This window comes from Oceanibaculum sp., from assembly GCF_022449305.1.
Classification (GTDB): Bacteria; Pseudomonadota; Alphaproteobacteria; order Oceanibaculales; family Oceanibaculaceae; genus Oceanibaculum; species Oceanibaculum indicum.
Genome location: NZ_JAKUSO010000002.1, coordinates 188,442 through 214,646, shown reverse-complemented (window position 1 = coordinate 214,646; position 26,205 = coordinate 188,442). Strand labels below are relative to the sequence as shown.

The window sequence follows — 26,205 nt, the reverse complement described above, 5'->3', positions numbered from 1 at the left end:
GGTGGCGTGAAACGTCATCACCCTTCGTCCCCCTCGCCACCGATAAGCCATCCCGTTCCCGCATGGATTGATCCGTCATGCGCATTGGACGGCGGCGGGGAGCGGCGCTAGTGTCGCGCCCAATCGCAATTGCCGGCAAAAGCAAGCACAGGAGCGCCCCCCATGCGGATCGTCGATATCGTCGAGGTGACCAAGCCGATCGCCTCGCCCATTCGCAACGCCTATATCGATTTCTCGAAGATGACGGCCAGCCTGGTCGCGGTCGTTACCGATGTGGTGCGCGACGGCCGCCGCGTGGTCGGCTACGGCTTCAACTCGAACGGGCGTTACGGGCAGGGCGGGCTGATCCGCGAACGCTTCCGCGACCGTATCCTCGAAGCATCGCCGGAAAGCCTGCTGAATGAGGCGGGCACCAATCTCGACCCGCACAGGATCTGGGCCAGGATGATGACCAACGAGAAGCCCGGCGGGCATGGCGAGCGGTCGGTCGCGGTCGGCACCATCGACATGGCGGTCTGGGATGCCGTCGCCAAGATCGAGGGCAAGCCGCTGTTCCGCCTGCTGGCTGAGATGAAGGGGCGCGAGGCTGACCCGAAGGTCTTCGTCTATGCCGCCGGCGGCTATTATTATCCGGGCAAGGACAATTCGGCCCTGTGCGCGGAGATGCGCAGCTATCTCGACCGGGGCTACAATGTCGTGAAGATGAAGATCGGCGGCGCCTCGCTCGATGAGGATCGTGGTCGCATCGAATCCGTCCTCAAGGAGATCGGCTCGCAGGCGCAGCTCGCCGTGGATGCCAATGGCCGGTTCGACCTGGAGACCGCCATCGCCTACGCCAAGATGCTGCGCGACTATCCGCTGTTCTGGTACGAAGAGATCGGCGATCCGCTGGATTATGCCCTGCAGGCCGCGATCTCCGAATTCTATGACGCGCCGATGGCGACGGGCGAGAATCTGTTCTCGCATCAGGATGCCCGCAACCTGCTGCGCTATGGCGGCATGCGCCCCGACCGCGACTGGCTGCAGTTCGACTGCGCGCTGGCCTACGGGCTGGTCGAGTATCTGCGCACGCTCGATGTGCTGCGCCAGTTCGGCTGGTCGCCGTCGCGCTGTATTCCCCATGGCGGCCACCAGATGTCGCTCAACATCGCGGCGGGCCTCGGCCTCGGCGGCAATGAGAGCTATCCCGACCTGTTCCAGCCCTATGGCGGATTCCCGGACGGGGTGAGGGTCGAGGACGGCCATATCGTGATGCCGGACCTGCCGGGCATCGGCTTCGAGGGCAAGTCCGACCTCATCAAGGTCATGCGCGAGCTTGCGGAATAGAGGGGCCGGGTAGGGGGCGGCTGGGCGGTTATTTCCGCGTCTTGCCGCCCTTCTTCGCCGCCTCGACTTCGTCGAAGATGCGGTTGAAGGCGGCGACCGCGGCGGCGGGACCGTCCTTGTGATTCCACACCCCGCCGACCACGGCCAGGAAATCGGCCCCGGCCTCGACCAGCGGCCGGCAATTCTCGACCGTGATGCCGCCGATGGCGACGACAGGCACCTCCATCAGCTCGGCCCACCAGGACAGCAGCTCGATATCGGCCTGGGTCTTGGCCTGCTTGGTGTGGGTCGGGAAGAAGGCGCCGAAGGCGACATAGTCGGCGCCCTGCTCGGCGGCACTCATGGCGAGGTGCCGGGAATTGTGGCAGGTGACGCCGACGATGGCGTCCGGCCCGACGATCTGCCGGGCCTCGTCATAGGGCGTGTCTTCCTGGCCGACATGCACGCCGTCGCAGTCCAGCTCGGCGGCGAGGACGGGGTCGTCGTTCAGGATCAGCGCCACATCATGGTTGTGGCAGATCGGCCGCAGCCGCTCGACCGCCTTGCGGATGACCGCCTCGTCAGCCGGGCCGTCGCCGGTCTTCAGCCGCAGCTGGAGGCAGGCGACATCGCCCGCTTCCAGCGCCTGGCTGAGCCGGTCGGGAAACGCCGCCAGATCGATCTCCGGCGGCGTCACGAGGTAGAGCCTGGTGCGAATGGTCAGGCCTTCCCCTGATAGATCTTCACGATGGTGTCCAGCATCGCCAGCGCATCGGCGCGCGGGCGCTGGAAGGTGTTGCGGCCGATGATCGAGCCGGTGCCGCCGCCATCGCGGATTTCGCGGATCTCGTTGTACAGACCGTCCAGATCCTTCGCCTCGCCGCCGGAGAAGACGACCAGACGGCGGCCGTTGAAGGAGGACTGCACGACGTGGGAAATACGCTCGGTCATGGTGCCGATCGGGATCTTCTTGCTCTCATACACCTTCTTGGCGGCGTCCAGTTCCAGGGCGGCCGTCGGCGGCTTCACCTTGATGATGTGGGCGCCGAGCAGCGCTGCCATATGCGCGGCATAGGCGCAGATGTCGACCGCCGTCTCGCCCGGCTTCGACAGGTCGCCGCCGCGCGGATAGGACCACATGACGACGGCAAGGCCGACCGACTTCGCCTCCTCGGCCAGCTCGCGGGCCTCTTCCATCATGTCGAAGGCGGCGTCGGAGCCCGGATAGATGGTCAGGCCAATGGCCGAGCAGCCGAGCTTCAGCGCATCGCCGATGGAGCCGGTGACGGCCTGGTTGGCGGCTTCCTTCTCGCGCGACAGCGAGTTGGAGGAATTGACCTTCAGGATGGTCGGGATCTGGCCGGCGAAGGTATCGGCGCCGGCTTCCAGCATGCCGAGCGGGGCGGCATAGGCCGACAGGCCGGCATCGATGGCCAGCTTGAAGTGATAATGCGGGTCATAGGCCTCGGGGTTCGGCGCGAAGCTGCGCGCGGGGCCATGCTCGAAGCCCTGATCGACCGGCAGGATGACCAGACGGCCGGTGCCGCCCAGCTTGCCCTGCATCAGGATGCGCGCGAGGTTGGCCTTCACGCCCGGCGAATCGGATTCGTAATTGTCGAGGATCTTCTTGACGCGCTGGGTCATCTTCATCGGGCGAAATCCTTTCGGGGTGCGGTTTCCTGGGGCGCATCGCGGCCAGTTTCGGCGCGACGGCGTTCATCGCGCCCACGAAATAGCCGATACGCCCCGCTTTTGCAATCTGGGGCGGCGCGCTGACGGGATGGCCAGTTTGAGTTCTGACCTGGGCCACACTCTTTTGTCATTGCCGGGCTTGACCCGGCAATCCAGGGGCGGTGCTCTGCCTGCATCGTTTCGGCATGTGGCCCCTGGACCCCCGGATCAAGCCCGGGGGTGACGGGCGGAGAGGTTGTCGATGTCATCAGATCGCCTTAACCATCGCGCCTCTCTCCTGCCAGCCAAACGCGCAGGGCGGCGGGCTGGTTCCGGCCGGTGTCGGGGTCAAGGGCGGCGGGGTCGAGGGCGGCGGGCGCGCGGTCCAGGATCGTGGCACCGCAGGCTTCGGCGATGCCGCGCAGGCGCGTCAGGGTTTCGGCGTCACCAGTGAAGACCAGTCCCTTAACGCCCTGGCGCAGGGCGGCCATCGCGAAGCCGGGCCAGGGGCCGCAATCCAGCAATGCCGTGAAGCGGGCATCCGGGCGTTCTTCGGCAGCAGCCTCAATCAGCGCCTGCCAGAATCCCGCCCCCATCGTGCCGGCGGCGCCCGGCGGGCTCAGCAGCGTGACGGCGACGCCGGCCTCCCGCGCCGCATCGAGCGCGGCCAGCGCCTCGTCCAGCGTGCGGACGATAACGGCTTTAACTGGCGGTGGAGAGGGGGGCGTCATGCTGAATTTCGGTTTCCTCTGTCCGTCATTCCCGCACTTGTTGCGGGAATCCAGGCCTCGGCTCGCTTCGGCATCGCCCGAGTGGGCTGAACCCTGGACCCCCGGTACAAGACCGGGGGTGACGGTCTGAGTGTCGGGTGCGGTTTGAGTATAAGGCACTAATCAAGTCGCACTTCATATCGACACGCAGACAGGGTCTTGCCGCTTTGTCTTTACGGCCGCTTTGTCTTTACGGCCACTTTGTCTTTACGGACAGGCGCATGCTAGCGTCGAGACAAAAGAAGAAGCGGGAGGAACGTCCGGCATGGCCGACAAGGCTGCGGAAACCAGCATAGAGCGCCCCTATGGCTGGCTCGTCGTCATCGCCTCGATGGCGATGGTCTCGATGGCGTTCGGCGCCATGTATCTGATCGTCGTCGGCATGGTGCCGGTCAGCCAGGAAATGGGCTGGCCGCGCAGCGTACCCTCGCTGGCGAACGGGCTGAACTGGGCCGGCGCCGGCATCGGCGGGGTGCTGATGGGCTGGTTCGCCGACCGCTATGGCGCGGGCCGCAGCGCGATCATCGGCGCCCTTTCGCTGGCCGCCGGCTGCGTGCTGGCCGGCAGCATGCAGGGGGAATGGTCGCTCTATGCCTCGCACCTGCTGTTGCTTGGCATCTTCGGCAAGGGGGCCTTGATGGTGCCGCTGCTCAGCAATGCGACACGCTGGTTCGACCGCAACCGCGGCTTTGCGCTGGCGGTGGTCGGCAGCGGCCAGTCGATTGCCGGCATGCTGCTGCCGCCACTGTTCCGATACGCCATGGACGAGGCCGGCTGGCGCAGCGTGATGATCGGCTATGGCATCGCCTGCCTTGCCGTCATCCTGCCGCTGTCGCTGCTGCTGCGCCGGCCCGCACCAGTGTCGGTATCCGCATCTGAACCTCAGCCCACGCCTCTGCCCATTACCCTGCCGGGCGATGACGCGGTCGCGTTCGTGCGGCGCGCGGTGCCGTCGCTCCATCTCCTGCATGCGCTGCTGTGCCTGGCGATCATCGGCTGCTGCGTGGCGATGGCGATGCCCATCGTGCATCTGATGTCGCACGCCATCGACCTTGGCTTCTCCGCCGCGCGCGGGGCGGAAATGCTGTCGCTGCTGCTGGCCGGCGGCTTTGTCAGCCGCCTCGGATTCGGCCTGCTGGCAGACCGCATCGGCGGGCTGCGCACCATCCTGATCGGCTCCATCGGGCAGGCCGCCACCCTGTCGCTGTTCGTCTGGGTGGACGGGCTGACCGGTCTTTATCTCTCGGCACTCGCCTTCGGCCTCGCCTTTGGCGGGCTGGTGACGACCTATTCGCTGGTCGCACGCGAGGTGTTCCCGCTGGGCGAGGTCGGCTGGCGGATCGGCGTGATCCTGCTGTGCGGCACGCTGGGCATGGCCGGCGGCGGCTATCTGGGCGGGCTGGTCTTCGACCTGGCCGGCAGCTACCGCATCGCCTTCCTGACTGGGGTCGGCTTCAACCTGGTCAATCTGGTCATCGTGCTGGGGCTGGTGTTCCGGATGCGCCCGGCCGTGTCTGGTCAGGGGCCATCCGGCAAGGCCGTTTCCGGCGCGGTGGAGCGGGCCAGCTGAAGGCCATGTGGGTGATTAGTATATGTGCATGAATAATAAGATAAAAATTGAGGGTTAATTTCCCCAAATGGAAGCAAAGAGTAACCTCTTTTTAAAGGAGCGGGAGTAAGGTTAAAAACGAAGGATATTAAGGAGGGGTCCATGCGCTTCGTACCGAAAGCCGCCGCCACTGTTCGGGGTACTGTCCTGGGCGCGGTCCTGGGGTTGGGAATCATCGCCGCCAGCGCGGCGCCAGCCCTGGCTGCCGCCTCCGGCGTCTATGCCGACCGCATCGTGGTCGGGCAGAGTGCCGCGCTGAATGGCTCGGTCGCCGAGCTGGGGATGGCGATGCGCGAAGGGCTGCTCGCCGCCTTCAAGGAGGCGAACGATGCCGGCGGCGTGAAGGGCCGCAAGATCGAGCTGATGACAAAGGACGACGAGTACCGCGCCGACCGCGCGCTGGCGAATGCGGAGGAGCTGATCCTGACCGAAGGCGTCTTCGCGATGATCGGCTCGGTCGGTACCGCGCCGTCGATGTCGGCCATGCAGCTGGCCAATGATATGGGCATCCCCTTCATCGGCGCCTTCACCGGCGCGCCGGCCCTGCGCCAGCCGGAACTCGACTATGTGATCAATATCCGCGCCTCCTACGATCAGGAGGCCGAGCTGTGGATCGAACGGCTGACCGCCGATCTCCAGGCCAAGCGCATCGCGATCCTGTATCAGGATGACGCCTTTGGCATTTCGGGCGTGCGCGCGGTGAAGAAGGCGCTGGAGAAGCACGGTCTGACGCTGGTCGCGGAAGGCAGCTACTATCGCAACACCACGGCGGTGAAGACCGCGCTGCTGACCATCCGCAAGGCCAACCCGGAGGCGGTGCTGATCGTCGGCGCCTACCGTCCGGCGGCGGAATTCATCAAGCTGTCGCGCAGCCTGGGCATGGACCCGCGCTTTGTGACCACCTCCTTCGTCGGCGGCGAGGTGTTCTCGCAGGCGCTGGCGGCGCAGCGCACTGGCGTGGCCGTCACGCAGGTCATGCCGCTGCCGCAGGATGAGTCGCTGCCGCTGGTGCAGCAATATCAGGCAGCCATGATGGCGGTGAGCGACAAGGCGCGCCCCGACACGGTATCGCTGGAAGGCTATGTCGCCGGGCGGCTGTTCCTGGAGGTGCTGCGCAAGATCGAGGGCGAGCCGACGCAGCGCGCCTTCATCGACACGCTGTACAAGGTCGGCAGCTTCGATCTGGGCGGCTTCACGCTGACCTTCGGGAAGGGCGACAATCAGGGGTCGGACACGGTGACACTGACCGTGATCCAGGATGACGGAACAGTGAAGAAGGTAGAAAGCCTGGCCGCCGCTGGCGGCTGAAGCTGTGTCCAGGAAGGGACGGGGGCAAGTCATGACAGAGAATAACGAAGCGATCGAGGCTGAGGTCGATACCGAAGCCGGAAACGACCCGGAAAACACGGCCCGGCAGGCGAAGCGGCGCGGGCGCGGCCTCGGCATCCGCGAGAAGCTGCTGATGGCGTTCGGTGGCGCGGCCATCATGACGGTGCTGGCCGGCGGTGTCGCCTGGTTCTCCTTCGAGCGGGTGAAGGACAGCCTGGCGACGATCACCGACGAGGCCGTGCCGATGTCGGAAGCGGCGTTGAAGATCGCCGCCGACGTGAACGGCTTCCTGGCAGTGGCCCCGGCGCTGCAGGCCGCGACGACGCCAAAGGAGCGCGAGGATGCCCGTGCGGCGCTGGACGAGCGCACCAACCTGCTGAACAGCGACATCATCGACCTGGCCCGGGTGCTGGGTGAGGCTGGCGAGCAGCAGGTGCAGGGGCTGCGCACCAGCGTCGAGACGCTGGCCAGCCGGCTGCAGAGCATCGACCAGATCGTGAAGGAGTCGCTGGCAATCAAGCGCAAGCGCCAGGACATGGTGGACGAGGCCAATCTGGCGCATGGCGCGATCCTGGCCGATATCGACCCCAAGGTGGAAAGCGCGCGTACCGGCCTTGTCTCCGCCGCCGAGGAGGCGACGGCGAACAGCGGGCGCACAATCACCGATTTGCTGGAAAACCAGGTCGGCGCGCTGCGCGCGGCGCTGGAGGTGAAGGCCGAGGTCAACTCGCTGCTCGGCATCTATACCCAGGTTGCCTCGGCGCAGGATGCCACGCATCTGCGTCCGCTGCGCGACCAGTTCGACGCCACGGCGCGGCGGATCGCCCCCAATCTGGAAAAGCTGTGGGATCTAGGCAGCGGCGCCAATGTGGTGATGCTGGTCGAGGAGATGGTTGCCAAGGGGCGCGATGCCAACGGGCTGTTCGCCACCCGCATGGATGAGCTGACCGGCTCCGACTTCCAGAAGCTGGAGGCGATGCGCAGCCGCCGTGTCGAGCTGATGCGCGAGCTGCTGGCGCTGTACGAGAACCTGACCCTGGCGCTGGTCACGCTGGTGGACGATACCGGCTTCGACCTGGTGCTGAGTTCCGAGGTCACCATCGCCGACAACAGCTTCATCATCACCCGGCTGATGGAGAAGGACGTCAGCATGCTGCGCGCGCTGCTGTCCATCCAGGGCGAGGCCAATCTGCTGGCCGGCGTTCTGGCGGCGGCGTCAAATGAAAGCCGCACGGCCGAGATCGACGCCCTGTCCGGCCGCTTCGCCGGTGCCGCCTCGCGCGTGAACGCCTATCTGGAGGAGCTGCAGAACGGCGGGCAGGACGTCGCCATGCTGGCCAGCACGGTCAACATGCTGATCGAATATGGCACTGCCGACGGCAATCTGTTCGACCTGCGCCGGCAGGAGCTGGCGCTGGGCGAAAAGGCGAGCGAGGCGCTTGCCGCCGGCAAGGTGCAGGCGACCGCATTGCAGTTCGCCGTCGATGCGCTTGTCGATGAAGCCTCCGGCAAGATCGAGGACGCGAAGGCCGCTACCAACGACGTCATCATGGCCAGCACCACGGCAATGCTCGTCATTGTCGGCGCCAGCATCATCGGTGCGGTGTTGCTGGGCTGGCTCTATGTCGGGCGCGCCGTCGTCGGCAGGCTGATGCGCCTGACCACGGCGATGGAATCGATCAGCCAGGGCGACCTGACCGCTGAGATTCCGAACAGCGGCCGTGACGAGATCGTCCGCATGGCCGATGCGCTGGCGGTGTTCCGCGACAATGCGGTGGCGCTGGAGGAAAGCCGCGCTGCCGCCGATCAGGAACGCCGGCAGGCGGCCGAGGAACGCCGGAAGATGATGTATCAGCTGGCCGACGATTTCGAGGCGAAGATCGGCGATGTCGTGAAGGCGGTGGCCACGGCGGCCTCCGGCCTGAAGACTTCGGCGGAGAGCATGGCGCACACGGCGGAGGAGACCCGTACCCAGGCCACCACCGTCGCGGCGGCCTCGGAACAGGCCTCCAGCAATGTGCAGACCGTCGGCGTGGCGGCGGAGGAGCTGTCCAGCTCGATCAGCGAGATCGGGCGCCAGGTCAGCGAATCCGCGACCATCGCCCAGCGCGCGGTCAGTGCGGCGCAGCGCACCAACGGCACGGTGCAGGAGCTGATGAAGGCCGCCCAGCAGGTCGGCGAAGTGGTGCAGCTGATCCGTGGCATCGCCGAGCAGACCAACCTGCTGGCGCTGAACGCGACCATCGAGGCGGCGCGGGCCGGCGAGGCGGGCAAGGGCTTCGCCGTCGTGGCCTCGGAGGTGAAGAACCTTGCCAACCAGACCGGCAAGGCGACCGAGGATGTGTCCGGCCAGATCGAGGTCATGCAGGGCACCACGGAAGAGGCGGTGGGCGCGATCACCGAGATCGCCAGCATTATCGGCGAGATCAACGAGATCGCCACGGTGATCGCCTCGGCGGTGGAGGAGCAGAATGCCGCCACCCAGGAAATCGCCCGCAATGTGCAGCAGGCGGCCTCGGGCACGCAGGAGGTCAGCTCCAACATCGTCGGCGTCAGCACGGCGGCGGAGCTGAGCGGCACCACGGCGCACGAGGTGCTGAACTCCGCCAACGATTTGATGTCGCAGACCGAGCGCCTGCGCAACCAGGTCGACCAGTTCCTGACGCAGGTGCGGACCGGCTGACCGCCCGCCGCACTGCTATGGTTCTACATAACCCTCCCGGCCCTGGCCGGGAGGGTTTTTCTTATGCCCTATCGGGATGACGGATCGGCGTTGACAAGCCCGGATTTAGCCTTCAGTCTTGCTATTGCGAGTTATTCGCAACTTAGTTTGAAGCGCGCCTACACCTGACACGCACAAAGGAGACAGGCTATGAGCGTCATGCGCCAACCTTCCATGCCGGGTCCGGCCCATCCCGGCCTCGATGGCTACCGCCCGGTCCAGCCGGTGCCGGCGGCCCAACGCATCCTCGACAGCGGCGATCTGTTCACCGCCGGGCGCGAGGTGCTGATCCAGCACGCCGAGGAATTCTACCGGTTGCGCCTGACGCGCAAGGGCAAGCTGATCCTGACGAAGTAAACCGGTGGGCAATTCCGGCGCGCGGCGTCGATTGCGCGCCAATAGGCTTTGCGCATAGGATAATGCGTTGTGTGGAGCGGCAAAGACGTTTGGCCGCCGTTGAGTGACGCAGATTTCCCTTCGTTCCCGACGAGTCCGCATGCACTTGCGAAGGTGTGTCGCCGCGGACGCGTGGCGATGAAGGAGAAAGATTATGAGTACTGGCATCGTGAAATGGTTCAACCGCACCAAGGGCTACGGCTTCATCCAGCCGGATGAGGGCGGGGCCGATGTGTTCGTGCACATCAGCGCGGTTGAGCAGGCCGGGCTGGCCGATCTGGCCGAGGGGCAGCGCCTGAGCTACGACCTGCAGCAGGGCCGCAACGGCAAGATGTCGGCGGGTTCCCTCACCCTGGCCTGACGTCGGGAACAATGAGTGCACCGGAAAGGGCAGGCCATCGGGCCTGCCCTTTTCTTTTGCCTACGGTGTGCCCAGCCCGTAGCCGCGCAGCACCTCCTGGAACGCGGGCGCGCGCATGGTGTCGAGCAGCAGCCGGCCGATGGCGGTCGCCATCTCCGCCCGCCGCGCGCTGCCGATCACGGCCTGGCTGTAGCGCTGGTCCGGCGTATCGCCGATCAGCAGCGTCTCCTTCATCTCCGGTACTTCGGCCAGCAGCCGTTTCAGGAAGACATCGTTCAGCACCGCGACCTCGGCCTCGCCATCCAGCACCGCCTGCAGGCTGTCGCCCGGCTCCGGTGTTTCCAGAATGTCGAAGCGCCTGGCCAGCGCAGCACTGTCCGTCTCCATGCCGGCGAAGCCGTAATGGAAGCCGCTGACGATGGCGATGCGGCGCTCCGACAGCGGGCTGAAGAAGCTCTGGTCGCGGCCGGGTTCCGCCAGAGCGACATAGATCTCGCTGCCCTCATGCAGGGTGGCGGCGGAGGCGATCTTTCCGCGCGGCCAGCCCCAGTCGGCGCTCTCGAACAGGATCAGGTCGAAACTTCCCTTCTCAAGATCGGCATAGCGCTGCTCCGCGGCCGTGGGCACGAACTCCAGCCGGTAACGCGTCTGCGCCTTGTTGGCGGCGGCGATCAGATCCAGCGTCAGCCCGCCCGGCTGGCCATCGATCACCTCGACGAAGGGCGGGAAGGGGTAGCCGCCGATGCGGATGGTCTCGGCGGCGAGGACAGGGGTGAGGAGGGGCGCGGCCAGGCCGGACAGCCCGATAAAGCTCAGCAGCGTTAGTCGGCGGATGATCGTCATGGTTCCAAGGCTCTTGCGTCCCGTTGCTGCAACCGCGCCTATCATGCGCGAATTCCATTGTCTTGGCGATGGGGGCGTTGGATGCCGGGGCGTTGCCGCTTGTCATGCCGATTGTTACAGGCGCGCCGGGAGACGCCCGAAAAATTTCATAATTCCGGCGGCGATAAAAAATTCTGCGAAAAAATATCACAAAAAAGGCTTCTAATCAGATACTTGGCGTTTAATTTCGCTGAGCGTTCGAACAGTCGGCCGACAATCTGCTGCCCTGCCGCTAAGTGTCGGGCCTTACAGGGAAAATTCGGGCTTGCGTGGGGGGATTGTTGGGCATATATGACCCCCCAGAGCGTATTCGCACGTACCAATGGCCCACCGTGGTTAAGTAACGACGTAACGCGTCTCTTTTGGCTCATCTGGCGGCGCTGCCGCTCTGGTCCGAAGGGGTCCTGTTATGATTGCGTCCTGTACCACCGGGGGCTGAGACACCCCCCTGAAAAACGAACCTTGAGCGGTCCCACAGGCCTCCCGCAGAGGGAAGGCCGCTGAACCCGCCAAGCACGTCTCACCTCATAGGCTTTCGATATCGCCGCCAGCTCTTTTGCGGGCCGGGGGCGGGCAAGCTTTCGTCGTGACCTGTCCCGGTTTTCGGGCAGGCCAGCGGGTTCCTGCACCTCAACCGGTGCGTCGGCATCCGCGCGTGTTCTTGGCGTGTCCGGTAAGGGCGCGGTCAGTTTTTGGGAGTTGGTGCGATGTTCCTTGGTTTCGATGCAAAACGCGAGATTGCCGGCCTGACGGTCGATGGCGTGATTGCCGCCTCCCGTCCGGAAGAGCCCGTGCTGTGCGTGCGTCCGGCCCTCATGGAGGCGACCGCGCGCACCTTTGTGTCGCTGTTTCCGGGCCGTGTCTTCTATGCCGTGAAGTGCAACCCCGATGTGGCGGTGCTGCGCGCCCTGTCGGCTGGCGGTGTCGCCAATTTCGACGTCGCCTCGCTGACTGAGATCGAGACCGTGCGCCGGCTGCTGCCGGACGCGCGCCTTGCCTACATGCATCCGGTGAAGCCGCGGGCCTCGATCCGCGCCGCCTATATGCAGCATGGCGTGCGCGACTTCTCGCTGGATTCGATGGAGGAGCTGGCGAAGATCGTGACCGAGACCGGCCATGCCGACGATCTGGGCCTGTTCATCCGCCTGAAGCTGCCGAAGGGCAGTGCGGTCTATGACCTGTCCGGCAAGTTTGGCGCCCCGGTGGAGCAGGCGGTTACCCTGCTGCGTGCCGCGCGCGATGCCGGCCGCCGCGTCGGCCTGTGCTTCCATGTCGGCTCGCAGTGCCTGGACCCGTCCGCCTATGAGCGCGCCATGGAGATCGCCGGCGAGGTCATCCGCCTGTCCGGCGTGACGCCCGACGTGCTGGATGTCGGCGGCGGCTTCCCGGTTGCCTACCCGGACGTGAACCCGCCGGCGCTGTGGCTCTACATGGCGGCCATCAACCGCGCCTTCCGCCGGCTGGACCTCGCGAACTGCGAGCTGTGGTGCGAGCCGGGTCGCGCGCTGGTCGCCGCCGGCACCTCGCTGGTCGTGCAGGTGAACCATCGCCGCGGGCAGGAGCTGTTCATCAATGACGGCGTGTACGGCACGCTGTCGGATGCCGGCGTGCCGGCCTTCCGCTTCCCGGTGCGGGTGATCCGTACCGAAGGGGAGGCCGCTTCGACCGAGATGCTGCCCTACGTCTTCTTCGGCCCGACCTGCGACAGCGCGGACCGGATGGAAGGCCCGTTCTGGCTGCCGGCCGACCTGCGCGAGGGCGACTGGATCGAGATCGGCCAGCTGGGCGCCTATGGTGCCTGCCTGCGCACCCAGTTCAACGGCTTCGACCGGATCGGCACGGTTGCCGTCTCCGACGGGCCGCTGCTGGCGACCGCCGGCCACCCGGGGTCGGGCGCGGGTCAGGAAGCACCGGCGCAGGTCAGCCATCCGGTGCGGCGGCGCGCGAAGCTGCGTGCCGTGGCTTGAGGAAACAATAAAAGTCAGCGCTTATGTGCGGCGGGGCCGGGAACAGGAGCCGGCCCGCATCGAAACTGAACGGAGTGTGACAAAGAATGACGGACTATAAGCGCCATACCGCCTTCGGCGGACGTATCGTGATGATCGGCTTCGGCAGCATCGGCCAGGGCGTGCTGCCGCTGATCCTGCGGCATATCGACATGCCGAAGGACAAGATCGTCATCATCACCGCCGAGGAGAAGGGCAAGGACGTTGCCGACGCGTATGGCGTGGAATTCCGGGTCGCCCCGGTAACGCGCGAGAACTACAAGGATCTGGTGGGCAAGGAGATCGGCAAGGGCGACTTCCTGCTGAACCTGTCGGTCGATGTGTCCTCGATCGCGCTGGCCGAGCTGGCGCGCGACAAGGGTGCGCTCTATCTCGACACCTGCATCGAGCCCTGGGTCGGCGGTTATACCGATACCTCGCTGCCGCCCTCGCTGCGTTCCAACTATGCGCTGCGGGAGGAATTCCTGGCGCAGCGCCGGCCCGGCAAGAAGGACCCGACGGCGGTCATCACCCATGGCGCCAATCCGGGTCTGGTATCGCACTTCGTGAAGCAGGCGCTGCTGAACATCGCCAAGGATACCGGCGTGAAGGCGGATGTGCCGGCGGACCGCGCGGGCTGGGGCAATCTGGCCAAGACCCTCGGCGTCAAGGTCATTCACATCGCCGAGCGCGACACCCAGGTGACGAACAATCCGAAGAAGGTCGGCGAGTTCGTGAACACCTGGTCGATCGACGGCTTCGTCTCGGAAGGCTCGCAGCCGACCGAGCTGGGCTGGGGCACGCACGAGAAGCACTGGCCGTACAATGCCAGCCGGCATGCCTTCGGCTGCGACGCGGCGATCTTCCTGAACCGGCCGGGGGCGAGCACGCGGGTGCGCACCTGGACGCCGACCGAGGGCCATTTCCACGGCTTCCTCATCACCCATAGCGAGGCGATCTCCATCGCCGACTATTTCACGGTGACCGAGGAGACCGGCGCGGCCAAGGCGGTGACCTACCGGCCGACCGTGCATTACGCCTACCACCCGTGCGATGACGCGGTCATGTCGGTGCACGAGCTGGCGGGCAAGAACTGGGTGCAGCAGAAGAACCAGCGGCTGATCGTTGACGAGGTCGTCAGCGGTATCGACGAGCTGGGTGTGCTGCTCGCCGGCCACAAGAAGAACGCCTACTGGTATGGCTCGCAGCTCTCCATCGAGGAAGCGCGCAAGCTGTGCCCGCACAACAACGCCACCTCGCTGCAGGTCACCGTCGCCGTGCTCGGCGGCCTGGTCTGGGCGATGGAGAACCCGGAGGAAGGCATCGTCGAACCCGACGAGATGGACTTCCAGCGGGTGCTCGAGGTCTGCATGCCCTATCTCGGCCCGGTGGTCGGGGCCTACAGCGACTGGACGCCGCTGGAAAGCCGGGGGGTGCTGTTTGCCGAGGACGTCGATTACGACGATCCCTGGCAGTTCAAGAACGTGCTGGTCGTCTAGTCCGGCACCGATACGAGTGTTGCGTACCTGAACCGTACTTTAATGCCGCCTAATCAGCGGTTTGGGAGAGTAGAGAGATGAACGAAAAGATTGCCCGCTTCCTCGCCGAGCGACGAGTCGAGACCCCGTTCCTGGTCGTCGATCTGGACGTCGTGGAGGAAAATTACCGCGCCCTGGCCTCGGCCCTGCCGAACGCCAAGATTTTCTATGCGGTAAAGGCCAATCCGGCGCCGGAGATCCTGAAGCGGCTGACCGGAGTGGGGTCGAATTTCGACACGGCGAGCGTGGCGGAGATCGAGGACGCCCTGGCGGCCGGCGCCACGCCGTCGCGCATCTCCTACGGCAACACCATCAAGAAGGAGACGGACATCGCGCGCGCCCATGCGCTGGGTGTCCGTCTCTTCGCCTTCGACAGCGAGGCGGAGCTGGACAAGATCGCCCGCGCCGCGCCGGGGGCGCGCGTGTTCTGCCGCATCCTGACCTCGGGCGAGGGTGCTGACTGGCCGCTGTCGCGCAAGTTCGGCTGCGAGCCGGAGATGGCGTTCGATCTTCTCCTGAAGGCGGCGGAGAAGGGCGTTATCCCTTATGGCATCTCGTTCCATGTCGGCTCGCAGCAGCGCGATCCGCAGCAGTGGGATGCGGCCATTGCCAGCTGCGCCAGGCTGTTCCAGGACCTGGAGCATCGCGGCATCCTGCTGCGCATGGTCAATCTGGGCGGCGGCTTCCCGACCCGCTACATGAAGGACATGCCGACCCCGGCCGATTACGGCCAGGCCATCGACGAGTCGCTGCGCCGCCATTTCGGCAACCGCATTCCGGAGACCATCGTGGAACCGGGCCGCGGCATGGTCGGCAATGCCGGCGTCATCGAATCCGAGGTGGTGCTGATCTCGCGCAAGTCGGCGGCCGAGACGAAGCGCTGGGTCTATCTCGACATCGGCAAGTTCGGCGGTCTGGCGGAGACCATGGACGAGGCGATCAAGTACCCGCTGACCTTCGACCGCGAGCTGACCGGCGAGGGCGACTCGGTGGTGCTGGCCGGCCCGACCTGCGACAGCGCCGACGTGCTGTACGAGAAGGAGGAGTACAAGCTGCCGCTCGACCTCGCCATCGGCGACCGGGTGCGCATCGGCTCCACCGGCGCCTACACCACCACCTACTCGGCGGTGGCCTTCAACGGTTTCAAGCCGCTGGCCTCCTACTACATCTGAGGCGTCTGAACGGAAAACCCCCTTGCTGGCGGCAGCGAGGGGGTTTTTCTTATGCGTGCCGGAACACCGCCACCAGCTCCAGATGGGCAGACCACAGGAACTGGTCGATGGGCGTGATCCGCTCCAGCTGGTAGCCGCCCTCCAGCAGCAGCCGCATGTCGCGCGCGAAGGTGGCCGGGTTGCAGGAGACGGCCACGACCACCGGCACCTGGCTCTTCGCCAGTGCCGCCGCCTGTGAGCGGGCGCCGGTGCGCGGCGGGTCGAACACCACCGCATCGAACCGGTTCAGCTCATCCTCCGCCAGCGGGTCACCGGCGAGGTCGCGCTTCTCGACGGTGAGCTTCACGGACGAGCCGGCCTTGCGGGACGCCGTCGCCAGCGCCTCAAGCGCCGGGGCGTGGCCTTCCACCGCATGCACCGCCGCACCCTTTGCCGCCAGCGGCAGGCTGAAGGTGCCGCAGCCGGCATAGAGATCGGCAACGCTCTTCGCCTCGCCGACGCCGGCCAGCACGGCCTCCAGCAGCGCGGCCTCGGCCTCCGGCGTGGCCTGCAGGAAGGCGCCCGGCGGCACCGCGACCGGTATGCCGGCGAAGGACAGGGTGGCGGCGCGGCGCTCGGCCAGCAGTTCCGGTGTGCCGCCTTCGATGGTGATCGACAGCCGCGCGAGGTCAGCCTCCGCCGCGAAGCCGGCCAGCGCCTCGCGTCCGGCAAGGTCCGGCATTTCCGGCAGGTCGAGCAGCAGATCGATGCCGCCATCGAGGCTTAGCATGGTCGCGCGTGCATTGCCGGCAGCCGGCAGCAGCCTGTCCAGCAGGGCGCGCAAGGGCGGCAGCACCGCCATCAGCGCCGGGGCGAGGACGGTGCACTCCTCGATATCGACAATGAAATGGCCGCGATGTTCATGGAAGCCCAGCACCGTGCCCTGCGCCAGCTTGCGCGCCACCAGGATGGCCCGTCGCCGGCTGTGCGGCGGCACCGTCACCAGTTCGGCGATCAGCTCCGGGTCGATGCCTTCGCGCGCCACCGCGTCCAGCAGCAGCGCCTGCTTGTAGGCGCGGTAGGCCGTGTCCGTCAGATGCTGCAGCGTGCAGCCGCCGCAACGCCCGAAATAGGGGCAGGGCGGCTCTCGCCGGTCCGGCCCGGCCTCCAGCAGCTCCAGTATTTCCGCGCGGATGCCGTCGCCGGTCTCCTCCAGCGGGCGGACCAGCAGCCGGTCGCCCGGCACGGTCAGCGGCACGAAATAGCGCTTTCCACCGGCCTCCGCGAGGCCGTCGCCGCGCACGCCCAGCGCCGTGACGGTCAGCTCGACCGGTGGCGTGTTCGCCGGCAGCTTGCGGGCGGCGCGCGCCGGCTTCCGCCCAGGGTGCTTCTCGGGCCGCTTCTCGAACGGACGGGCTGATGTGCCGGCGGCGCGGTGCGGCTTGCCCATTTGCTTATGGGGTGGCTGGCTGCGTTTCATGGGGCCGAGATATGCGGGCTTCGCGCCCGGCCCGCAAGCGGAAAGCGGTAGCTACTCCACCCGCACGCGGCTGGGGCGGGTGCAGACATAGATCCCGATCAGCACCATCGTCCCGCCCATCAGCGCCGGCTTCAGCCAGCCGTCGAACACGAAAATGACGGTCATCAGCCAGCTGAATGCCATGCCGCCGACAGCATAGAGCTTGCCCTTCAGGGGTACCACGCCGTGCTGGAACCAGTTGCGGATCGGCGGGCCAAAGGTCGGATGGGTATAGAGCCAGTGGTGGAACCGCGGTGAGGAGCGCGCGAAGCACCACACTGCCACCAGCAGGAAGGGTACGGTCGGCATCACCGGCAGGAAGGCGCCGATCAGCCCCAGCGCGGCGAAAATGCAGCCCAGCGCGTAGAGCGTGACCCGCAGCAGCCGGTTCTCGATCAGCCCGGCCTCGTGGAACTCCAGCTGTTTCGTAGGGGGCGGATTTCCGGGAGCATCCTCCTGCACGCTCATCGCGCCTCGCGCAGCCAGCCGCCGATCAGCGCACCCAGCGCCAGCAGCAGGGTCAGCAGGGCGGGCAGCAGCGGCACTTCCAGCACACCGGTCACGATATAGTCGTTGTTGGCGCGCAGCCCGATCCAGTTGCGGCCCGTGGCGCGGCGGTCGGCATCGACGCGGCGCAGGTCGGGCATGCCGTCGGCCAGCCAGTGGACCGACCCGCCCGAAGCTTCGGCGACCGGGGACAGCACCGTGTCGGTCGCGCGGACATCGGCATATTCCACCGGATTGACCGCGCCCACCGTGACCAGGCGGGTGCGCTCCCCATCGGACAGGCGGTAGAGGCCGGGTTCCTCCACGGTCAGCGTGCCGGTGGCGCGGCCCTCGCCGGATTCCGCCAGCGGCACGGTGATGGTCTCGCCGGACGGGCCGGTGACCTCCACCGTTTCCGCCGCCGGCTCCAGCGAGCGCCGCTCGATCTCCATGCGGTCGCCGCGCACCGTGGCACGCAGATCATTCTCCTCCAGGTCCGGCTCCTTCATCAGCCAGTGCGCGACCCGGCGCAGCAGCTCGGCCTGCGGGCCGCCGCCCTCGAAGCCGCGCGTCCACAGCCACATATGGTCGCTGTTGATCTGCGCCACGCGGCCCTCGCCGACGCGGTCCAAAACTACCAGCGGGCGGGCGCGCTCGTCCTGCATGACCACGGTGCCACTGCGCGGCTGGGTATCGACCAGCCGGAACCAGCGGCCCCAGCCCGGCACGCCGCCCTCGGGCCCGGCGCCGGCCAGATCGGCGGTGACGGGGTGGCGGCGGCCCATCGCTGTCAGGGTCGGGCGGTAGCCCTCCTCATGCACGTCGCCGCTGGGCTCGGCCGGCAATATATCGCCGATGGGGGTTTGGAACAGGCTGACCGGCGAGGCGAAATCCGGCCCCACCGCCATCAGCAGCGCGCCGCCCTTGCGCACATATTCCGCAATATTGCCGAGATAGAGCCGGGGCAGCACGCCGCGCCTTTTGTAGCGGTCGAAGATGATGAGGTCGAACTCGTCGATCTTCACCTCGAACAGCTCGCGGATCGGGAAGGAGATCAGCGACAGCTCGCGGATCGGCGTGCCGTCCTGCTTCTCCGGCGGGCGCAGGATGGTGAAATGCACCAGATCGACCGACGGGTCGGCCTTCAGCAGGTTGCGCCAGGTGCGTTCCCCCGCATGCGGCTCGCCGGAGACCAGCAGCACGCGCAGCCGGTCGCGCACGCCGTTGATGCTCAGCACCGCGCGGTTGTTGATCAGCGTGAGTTCGCGCTCGCCGGGGGCGGCCTCGATCTCCAGCACGCTCTGGCCGCCGCGGTCCAGCGTGAAGGCAATCTCTTCCTCGCTGTTGGCGGGGACGGCGATCACCTCCTCGCGCTCGCCATTCAGGCGCAGCCGGAGCGAGACCGGCGTGCCTTCGGCAGCGGCGGCATCCTCGACCGACAGCCGGATCGTCACTTCCTTGCCAACCATGCCGAAGCTGGGCGCCTGGCGGATGACGAGGCGGCGGTCCTGCTCGTCCTTCTCGCCGGTGATCAGCGCATGGAACGGGGCGGGCAGGGTTTCGGACAGCGTGTCGACATCATGCGCCTGCCCGTCGGTCAGCGCGACGATGCCGGCCAGCCGGCGGCGCGGAATGTTGGACAGGGCCTGCTGCGCCGTCGCCAGCAGCTGAGTGCCCTCGCGGTTGGCGCCGGCCGGCTCCACCGTCACCTCACGGACCTCCAGATTGGGCTGGCGAGCCAGCTCGGCACGCAGGGCCTCCAGCGCCGCATCGGTCTGCTGCGGGCGTTCGCCGATGCGCTGGCTGGGCGAGCGGTCGGTCAGCAGCAGGGCGATGTCACTCTGGTCCTCGCGCTGCTCGGCGATGATCGCCGGGTTGGCCAGCGCCAGCAGCAGCACGGCGACCGCCGCCGCACGCAGCCAGATGCCGCGCGCCCGCCGCCACAGGCCAGCGGCCAGCACCAGCACGGACAGGACGGCCAGCGCCGCCAGCGCCCAGAGCGGCAGCATCGGCGCGAAAGCGATATCGAGGCCCGATGAAATCATTCTATTGCCCCAGCCGTTCGAGGATGGAGGGGATGTGCACCTGGTCGGCCTTGTAGTTGCCGGTCAGCGCGTACATGACGAGGTTCACGCCGAAACGGTAGGACCATTCGCGCTGCACCTCACCGCCGGGCACCACCGGGAACATCGGTCGTCCGCCCTCATCCATCGCCCAGGCGGCGGCCCAGTCATGCCCGCCGATGATGATGGAGGATACCTCGTCGTCGCGCGCAGTATCGGCGCGTTCCACCCAGACCGTGCCGCCGGTCCAGCGGCCGGGGAAGCTGTCCATCAGGTAGAAGGCCTTGGTCAGCACATGCTCCGGCGGTACCGGCTCCAGCGGCGGAACGTCGAGGCCGCGCGCCAGCACGCGCAGCCGCTCGATGCCGGGCGTGGCGCCGCCGAAGCCGACCTCGCCCTGGTCGCGGGTATCGAACAGGATGGTACCGCCGGTCTTGATGTAGCTGTTCACGCGGGCGATGGCGGCCGGGCTCAGCGGCTGCTGGCTGGTGCCGACCGGCCAGTAGAGCAGCGGGAAGAAGGCCAGCTCGTCGCGCTCCAGATCGACCCCCATCGGCGGGCCCGGCTCGACCGCCGTGCGGCGTTCCAGCATGCGCGTCAGACCGGCAAGCCCTGCCTCGCTGGCGGTATCGAGCTGGCGGTCGCCGGTGCGCACATAGGCCAACCGCGTGCTCAGGCTGGCCGCCCGGGCGAAGCTGTCATCTCCCTGCTGTGCCTGCACTGTGCCGGGCGCCGCCGCCGCCAGACCGAACGCCAGCAGCAGCATGGCGGCGCGGCCGGTGGCACGATTGGCGCTAGGGACCAGCCCGCGCAGCAGCATGGAAATCAGCAGGTCGGCCAGCAGCAGCAGCAGCGCGCCGGTGAACAGGGCGGGCCGCAGATCAACCTCCTCGCCCTGCTGATAGCCGGTCACGGCCACCCCGGAGGGCAGCGCGCCCAGCGGCTGGAACTCGTTGATGGCAGGGGCGAGGTTCACCGCGACGCGCGCTTGATCGGTGCCGTAGAAGCCGGGCGGCAGGGACGGGCCGGGGCGGATCGTCGTGTCGCCCGGTCCAGCACTGGGCGGCAGCGCCTGCGCGCTGTTCGGCGGCGTGACCAGCCGGCCAAACCCGTCCAGCGTCTCGACCGGCGGCAGCGGTTGTTCGCCGCGTCCGCCCCTGATACCCTGGCTCAGCGCGACGATCCGCTGCAGCATCTGAACGAACAGGCCGGACAGCGGCAGGTTGCTCCAGTCCGGGTTGGCGGTGGTGTGCACCAGCACGACCCAGCCATCGCCCTCGCGCGCCGCTGTCACCAGCGGGGTGCCATCCTCCAGCGTTGCCCAGCTTCGTTCCGCCAGGTCGAGCGCGGGCTGGGCCAGCACCTGGCGCTGCACCGTCACTTCGGGCGGGATGGCAAGGCCGGCGAACGGGCTCTCCGGCGGGAAGGCGGCAAGCCGGGCCGGCTGGCTCCAGGACAGGGCACCGCCCAGCAGGCGGCCGCCCTGGCGCAGCGGCACCGGGATCAGCGCCTGCCCGGACGGCTCGGCGGCGGCCAGGATCGGCCCGGCGAAGCGCAGCAGCACGCCGCCATCGGCAACCCAGCGGCGCAGCACATCCTGTTCGGCGCTGCTCAGCGTGCCGCTGTCGGGCAGCAGGATCACCGCCAGCTCGCGCGCCAGCAGCGTTTCCAGCGGGCCGCGCCGCACCTCGCTGAACGGGCTCAGCGCCTGATCCAGATAATGCAGTTCGGAGAGTAGCGGCTGCGAGGCGCTGAAGCTGGTCTGCGACACCAGCCCGACCGGGCGCCGGCGCCAGCGCTCGTCGATCAGCGCCACGCCGCCGGCGGTCGCCTGATCCTCGATCTCCAGCCGGGCGATCTCGTTGCGCAGCTCGCTGGGCAGCACGATGCGCGCCTCGGCGCGTGTCTCGCCATCCTCGAAGCGGATCGCCTCGCGCGCCAGGATGCGGCCATCGGCGGCCACCGCCCGCACGGCACTGTCCAGCGCGCCCCGGTCATCGGCGCGTGCCAGGCTGGCGATCAGCCCGTCGATCTCGCTTTCCGGCGGGAAGGCCAGCTGCGGCACGGTGGAGGGCGGGGTGGTCATCACCGTCAGCGCGCCCAGCCGCTGCAGGGTTTCGGCCAGCGCCGCCGTGCCTTCACCGCCCAGCCCGTCGGACAGCCAGAAGCTCTCCGCGCTGGCCGGCAATTCCTGGCTGCGCAGCCAGGTCGCCAGCGCCGCGCGGTCCGTGGCCCAGGGCTTCGGCTGCAGCGCCTGCACGAGGCTGCGGGCCTCACCCGCGCGCAGCGGCGACAGCCGGTCCGGCAGGCCAGCGGAGGAGGGGGCAGTGGTCAGCAGCAGCACCGGCCGGCCGGCGCGTTCGGCCTGGTCCAGCAGCTCCTCGGCGGTCTGCTGGCGCTGCGGCCAGTCGCGTGCCGCCGCCCAGCCATCGTCGATGGCCAGCACCAGCGGCCCGCCGCCGACCAGCGGCGCGCGCGGGTTCAGCAGCGGATGCGCCAGCGCCAGGATGATGAGGGCGGCCAGCAGCACGCGCAGCAGGATCAGCCACCAGGGCGTGGTGGCGGAGGTCTCGTCGCGCGGCTTCAGCCCGTAGAGCAGCCGGATCGCCGGGAAAGCGACACGGCGCGGGGCCGGCGGCACCACGCGCAGCAGCCAGATCAGCACCGGGAGCGCGGCGAGGGCCACTAGGATCCAGGGCGTAGCGAAGGCAAGCGGGCCGAGCGTCAGCATGTCAGCCCCTCATCCGGTCGCGGTTGCCGCCGGCACCGGCCGGCTGCGACAGCCCGATATAGAGGTCGAGCAGCGCCTTCTCTGGCGGCTGGTCGGTCTGGTGCTGGGCGAAATGCCAGCCGGCGGTACGGGCCAGGTGACGGAGTGCCGCCTGATGTTCGGCGAAGCGCCGGTGATAATCGTCGCGGACATTGTCCACCCGGCTGATGAGGGTGGAGGCCTCGCCCTCCAGCCCGTCGAAGCGCACCCGGCCGCGGAAGGGCAGGCCGGCCTCCGCCGGGTCCACCACCTGCAGCAGGAAGCCGCGCACGCCGCGCCCGACATCGCGGGCAATCCGCGCCTCGATCTCCGCGACCGGAGACAGGAAATCGCCGATCCAGACAGCAGCGCCGTGGCGCGGCAGCGGAATGGCCGGCGGCAGGCTGGCCGCGACATCCATCGATTCCCGCGTGCGTTCCAGTTCGCCGATCAGCCGGGGCAGGGCGCTCTGGCCGCGCAAGGGGGCATGCACGCCGCCCAGCAGCGCCACCTGCTCGCCGCTGCCGGCCAGCAAGGCTGCCAGCGCCGCCAGCAGCAGCTCTGCACGCTCCAGCTTCTCCGGCAGCTTGCGGTCGGAGCGGTAGCGCATGGAGGGCGAGGCGTCACGCCACAGCCACACGCTCTGCGCTGCTTCCCACTCGGTCTCGCGGACATAGACATGGTCGCCCTTGGCGGATTGCCGCCAATCGACGCTGCGCACCGAATCGCCGAAGGTGTAATGGCGGAACTGCCAGAAACTGTCGCCCTGGCCGACGCGGCGCCTGCCGTGGACGCCCTGCGCCACGGTCGAGGCCACCCGCTCCGCCGCGACCAATAGCGGGGGCAGGGTTGAGGCGAGCTGTTCGGCGCGCTGGCGCAGCATGCAGTCCGGGTCCGCCGTCTCAGCCCAGCGGGGCGGCGATGCTGTCCAGCACCGCGTCCAGCGTAACGCCCTCGGCGCGGGCGGCGAAATTCAGCGCCATGCGGTGGCGCAGCACCGGCTTCGCCATCGCCAGCACATCGTCGATGGACGGCGCGAACCGCCCATCCATCAGCGCGCGAGCACGGATCGCCAGCATCAGCGCCTGGCTGGCACGCGGCCCCGGCCCCCAGGCGACATGCTCGCGCACGGCGGCGATGGGGCTTTCCTCGGGTCGGCCATTGCGCACCAGCGTCAGGATGGCATCGATCACGCTGTCGCCGACCGGGATGCGGCGCAGCAGGCGCTGGGCCTGCAGCAGGTCGGCAGCGCTCATCACCTGCACCGGGCGTTCTTCCTCCGCGCCGGTGGTGGCGATCAGCATCTGGCGTTCGGCATCGCGGCCGGGATAGCCGACATCGATCTGCAGCAGGAAGCGGTCAAGCTGTGCTTCGGGCAGTGGGTAGGTGCCCTCCTGCTCGATCGGGTTCTGCGTCGCCAGCACATGGAAGGGGGCGGGCAACTCGTGATACTGGCCGGCGACCGAGACGCGGCGCTCCTGCATCGCCTGCAGCAGGGCGGACTGGGTGCGTGGGCTGGCGCGGTTGATTTCGTCGGCCATCAGCAGCTGCGCGAAGATCGGCCCCTGGATGAAGCGGAAGGCGCGCTTGCCGCCCTCGCCCTCCTCCAGCACCTCTGAGCCCAGGATGTCGGCGGGCATCAGGTCGGGGGTACACTGGATGCGCTTCTCGCCCAGCCCGAACACCGTGCCCAGCGTTTCCACCAGCTTGGTCTTGGCGAGGCCCGGCACGCCGATCAGCAGGCAATGGCCGCCGCCCAGCAGGGTGATGACGGCCTGATCGACCACATGCTCCTGGCCGAAGATCACCCGCCCGACACGCTCGCGCACCAGGCGCAGCCGTTCGGCCAGGGTCTCGATCTCGGCCACCAGCTTGTCGTCGGCGGTGCCGGCGCTGCCGGAAAAAGGGGTGGGATCGGTCACGCTCATGCCAATATTCTCCCTAAGCTGTTGGCGCCGAAACCATCGTTAGCCGTTGGCGATACCCGTTGGCGCGGCGCGCCGACCCGACAAGAAGGCCAAATAGAAGGACAGGAAATGACTGGCGCGAAACCCGACCCTGACCGTCCGACGCGAGAAGCTGCCCCGGACCGGCAAGAGGGTCGGCCATCCGGGGACAAGGCTCCTGAAGAGATACTTAGGCATCTGGGGGCGGCGCGCACAGTGCCGGGGCGCGAAAAAGCCGGAAACAACACCATTGAATCTGGCAGCACAAATCCCGGCGCCTCGCCGAAGGGCGACGGACCGGAGGAGAGCTGCGGAGATTTCGGCATTCGGATCGCCCGCGATGGCACCTGGTTCTATCTTGGCTCGCCAATCGGCCGGAAGCCACTGGTAAAGCTATTCTCGACGGTATTACGGCGAGAAGATGACGGCAGCTACTGGCTGGTGACGCCGGTGGAGCGTGGCCTGATCGAGGTCGAGGACGCACCCTTTACCGCCGTGGAACTGACTGTCGAGGGCACGGGGCGGGACCAGTGCTTGCGCTTCCGCACCAATCTGGACGATTGGGTCGAGGCCGGGCCGGATCATCCCATCCGCGTGGAGACTAATGCGGCGACGGGAGAGCCGAGCCCCTATATATTGGTGAGGGACAGGCTTGAGGCCTTGATCTTGCGGCCGATATTCTACCAGCTTGTCGAGATCGGCGAGGAAACCGAAGAGGGCGGAACACCGCGACTGGGCGTATGGAGCAAGGGAACATTCTTCACGCTGGGCAGCCTGAACGGCTGACCGTCGATGCGGTCCGGCTGCGCACGCTGTTCGGCGGCGAGGCGCGGCATGGCGGGCTGCTGACCGGCGATGGCGATATGAGCCCTGGCCTGCCCGAAACCGCGCCAGGCTTTATCCCCGGCCGCCCCGCCGCCGTGCTGGTGCCGCTGGTGCAGCGTCCCGACGAGATGTCCGTGCTGCTGACCAGGCGCACTGACCATCTCTATCATCATCCGGGGCAGATCAGCTTTCCCGGCGGGCGGATCGAGGCGGACGACCTCGACGATCCGGTGTCCGCCGCCCTGCGCGAGACGGAGGAGGAGACCGGCATCCCCCGCGATGTGGTGGAGGTCATCGGCCGGCTGTCGCCTTACCGCACCCGCACCGGCTTTTCTGTGGTGCCGGTCATCGGCCTGCTGACCCCGCCCTTCGAGACGCGGCCCGACCCGTTCGAGGTTGCGGAGATTTTCGAGGTGCCGCTGTCCTTCATCCTGGACCGGGCCAACCATCAGGTACACAGCCGCGAGGGCGATGGTGTGAAGCGCTCCTTCTATGTGCTGCCCTACATGGATTACTATATCTGGGGCGCTACGGCGGCGATGCTGGTCAATCTGGCCAATATCGTGCTCCGTACGGGCGAGGACTGATCATGCTGCGCGTCGCCCTTATGGTGCTGCTGCCGATCCTGACGCCGACCATCCTGTATTTCCTGTGGTTCAGCCATGCCCGCCGCAAGGCGATGGCGGCTGGCACGCCGGACTCAGCACCGAAGCTGGGCGATGCGCCCTGGGTCTATCTGGCGGCCTTCGGCGTCGGCCTCATGCTGCTGGTGCTGGGCGCCGGCGCGCTGTTCTTCCAGGAAGGCGGGCATCCGGGCGATGTCTATACGCCGCCGAAGCTGATCGACGGGCAGATCGCGCCGGGGCACAGCGACGCGCCTGCCGCGCCGAGCCGCTGA

At 67.5% G+C, this 26,205-nt stretch carries 22 protein-coding genes; 12 read left to right on the top strand and 10 right to left on the bottom strand.

Annotation, left to right across the window (positions count from 1 at the left end; genetic code table 11):
* Positions 1-162 precede the first annotated feature (162 nt).
* A complete protein-coding gene (locus tag MK313_RS01450; protein ID WP_287779803.1) occupies positions 163-1,326 on the top strand; it encodes a mandelate racemase/muconate lactonizing enzyme family protein in 1,164 nt (387 codons plus the stop codon).
* Between the two features lie 28 nt (positions 1,327-1,354).
* On the opposite strand, the gene thiE is transcribed toward MK313_RS01450, so the two are convergent.
* The 3 genes from thiE to MK313_RS01435 all read right to left on the bottom strand — a co-directional run bounded on the left by thiE (position 1,355) and on the right by MK313_RS01435 (position 3,707).
* Entirely contained in the window at positions 1,355-2,029 is a 675-nt protein-coding gene (gene thiE / locus MK313_RS01445; protein WP_287779825.1) for a thiamine phosphate synthase, read from the bottom strand.
* A complete protein-coding gene (locus MK313_RS01440; protein WP_008944938.1) occupies positions 2,026-2,955 on the bottom strand; it encodes a class I fructose-bisphosphate aldolase in 930 nt (309 codons plus the stop codon). The genes thiE and MK313_RS01440 overlap by 4 nt, the downstream gene beginning before the upstream one ends.
* Before the next feature lie 299 nt (positions 2,956-3,254).
* A complete protein-coding gene (locus MK313_RS01435; RefSeq protein ID WP_287779802.1) occupies positions 3,255-3,707 on the bottom strand; it encodes a hypothetical protein in 453 nt (150 codons plus the stop codon).
* 304 nt (positions 3,708-4,011) lie between these two features.
* On the opposite strand from MK313_RS01435, the gene MK313_RS01430 reads away from it, so the two are divergent.
* The 5 genes from MK313_RS01430 (at position 4,012) to MK313_RS01410 (ending at position 10,163) form a co-directional block, all read left to right on the top strand.
* On the top strand, positions 4,012-5,316 hold the full coding sequence (locus MK313_RS01430) for an MFS transporter (RefSeq protein WP_287779800.1): 1,305 nt from the start codon (positions 4,012-4,014) through the stop codon (positions 5,314-5,316).
* 141 nt (positions 5,317-5,457) lie between these two features.
* Positions 5,458-6,663: an ABC transporter substrate-binding protein gene (locus MK313_RS01425; RefSeq protein WP_287779799.1), complete on the top strand. Its 1,206-nt coding sequence runs from the start codon at positions 5,458-5,460 to the stop codon at positions 6,661-6,663.
* A gap of 31 nt (positions 6,664-6,694) precedes the next feature.
* Positions 6,695-9,367 (top strand): methyl-accepting chemotaxis protein, encoded by a 2,673-nt coding sequence (locus MK313_RS01420; protein WP_287779798.1) that lies wholly within the window; start codon positions 6,695-6,697, stop codon positions 9,365-9,367.
* A 189-nt stretch (positions 9,368-9,556) separates the two neighbouring features.
* Positions 9,557-9,763, top strand: a complete 207-nt coding sequence (gene hemP, locus MK313_RS01415; RefSeq protein WP_008944933.1) for a hemin uptake protein HemP — start codon at positions 9,557-9,559, stop codon at positions 9,761-9,763.
* A 193-nt stretch (positions 9,764-9,956) separates the two neighbouring features.
* Complete coding sequence (locus tag MK313_RS01410) at positions 9,957-10,163, top strand: cold-shock protein (RefSeq protein WP_008944932.1); 207 nt, start codon at positions 9,957-9,959, stop codon at positions 10,161-10,163.
* Between the two features lie 60 nt (positions 10,164-10,223).
* Here MK313_RS01410 and MK313_RS01405 read toward each other — a convergent pair whose 3' ends face one another.
* Positions 10,224-11,006, bottom strand: a complete 783-nt coding sequence (locus MK313_RS01405; protein WP_287779794.1) for a transporter substrate-binding domain-containing protein — start codon at positions 11,004-11,006, stop codon at positions 10,224-10,226.
* 746 nt (positions 11,007-11,752) lie between these two features.
* Here MK313_RS01405 and MK313_RS01400 point away from each other — a divergent pair.
* The 3 genes from MK313_RS01400 to MK313_RS01390 all read left to right on the top strand — a co-directional run bounded on the left by MK313_RS01400 (position 11,753) and on the right by MK313_RS01390 (position 15,740).
* Positions 11,753-13,012, top strand: coding sequence for a type III PLP-dependent enzyme (locus tag MK313_RS01400; RefSeq protein ID WP_287779791.1), 1,260 nt, complete (start codon positions 11,753-11,755; stop codon positions 13,010-13,012).
* 86 nt (positions 13,013-13,098) lie between these two features.
* Positions 13,099-14,529 carry a homospermidine synthase gene (locus MK313_RS01395; RefSeq protein WP_287779787.1) on the top strand — a complete coding sequence of 477 codons (1,431 nt, stop codon included), beginning with the start codon at positions 13,099-13,101 and terminating at the stop codon, positions 14,527-14,529.
* A 77-nt stretch (positions 14,530-14,606) separates the two neighbouring features.
* A complete protein-coding gene (locus MK313_RS01390; protein WP_287779784.1) occupies positions 14,607-15,740 on the top strand; it encodes a type III PLP-dependent enzyme in 1,134 nt (377 codons plus the stop codon).
* A gap of 49 nt (positions 15,741-15,789) precedes the next feature.
* Here the strand turns inward: MK313_RS01390 and MK313_RS01385 are convergent, their stop codons facing one another.
* The 6 genes from MK313_RS01385 to MK313_RS01360 are packed head-to-tail and all read right to left on the bottom strand — an operon-like array spanning position 15,790 to position 24,464.
* Positions 15,790-17,199 carry a class I SAM-dependent RNA methyltransferase gene (locus MK313_RS01385; protein ID WP_287779781.1) on the bottom strand — a complete coding sequence of 470 codons (1,410 nt, stop codon included), beginning with the start codon at positions 17,197-17,199 and terminating at the stop codon, positions 15,790-15,792.
* 51 nt (positions 17,200-17,250) lie between these two features.
* Positions 17,251-17,706: a YbaN family protein gene (locus tag MK313_RS01380; RefSeq protein WP_287779779.1), complete on the bottom strand. Its 456-nt coding sequence runs from the start codon at positions 17,704-17,706 to the stop codon at positions 17,251-17,253.
* Entirely contained in the window at positions 17,703-19,769 is a 2,067-nt protein-coding gene (locus tag MK313_RS01375) for a hypothetical protein (protein WP_287779776.1), read from the bottom strand. The genes MK313_RS01380 and MK313_RS01375 overlap by 4 nt, the downstream gene beginning before the upstream one ends.
* Before the next feature lies 1 nt (position 19,770).
* A complete protein-coding gene (locus MK313_RS01370; protein ID WP_287779774.1) occupies positions 19,771-22,518 on the bottom strand; it encodes a DUF4159 domain-containing protein in 2,748 nt (915 codons plus the stop codon).
* A gap of 1 nt (position 22,519) precedes the next feature.
* Positions 22,520-23,419, bottom strand: a complete 900-nt coding sequence (locus MK313_RS01365; protein ID WP_287779771.1) for a DUF58 domain-containing protein — start codon at positions 23,417-23,419, stop codon at positions 22,520-22,522.
* A 19-nt stretch (positions 23,420-23,438) separates the two neighbouring features.
* The gene (locus tag MK313_RS01360; protein ID WP_121219995.1) at positions 23,439-24,464 is read right to left on the bottom strand and encodes an AAA family ATPase; all 1,026 of its coding nucleotides are present in this window, start codon (positions 24,462-24,464) and stop codon (positions 23,439-23,441) included.
* 234 nt (positions 24,465-24,698) lie between these two features.
* Between MK313_RS01360 and MK313_RS01355 the strand changes: the two genes are divergently transcribed.
* Genes MK313_RS01355 through MK313_RS01345 form a run of 3 tightly spaced genes read left to right on the top strand, consistent with a single transcriptional unit; the run spans position 24,699 to position 26,205 of the window.
* Complete coding sequence (locus MK313_RS01355; protein WP_287779767.1) at positions 24,699-25,268, top strand: DUF1285 domain-containing protein; 570 nt, start codon at positions 24,699-24,701, stop codon at positions 25,266-25,268.
* Positions 25,223-25,894 carry a CoA pyrophosphatase gene (locus MK313_RS01350; RefSeq protein WP_287779765.1) on the top strand — a complete coding sequence of 224 codons (672 nt, stop codon included), beginning with the start codon at positions 25,223-25,225 and terminating at the stop codon, positions 25,892-25,894. The genes MK313_RS01355 and MK313_RS01350 overlap by 46 nt, the downstream gene beginning before the upstream one ends.
* A 2-nt stretch (positions 25,895-25,896) precedes the next feature.
* Positions 25,897-26,205 carry a hypothetical protein gene (locus tag MK313_RS01345; RefSeq protein ID WP_008944919.1) on the top strand — a complete coding sequence of 103 codons (309 nt, stop codon included), beginning with the start codon at positions 25,897-25,899 and terminating at the stop codon, positions 26,203-26,205.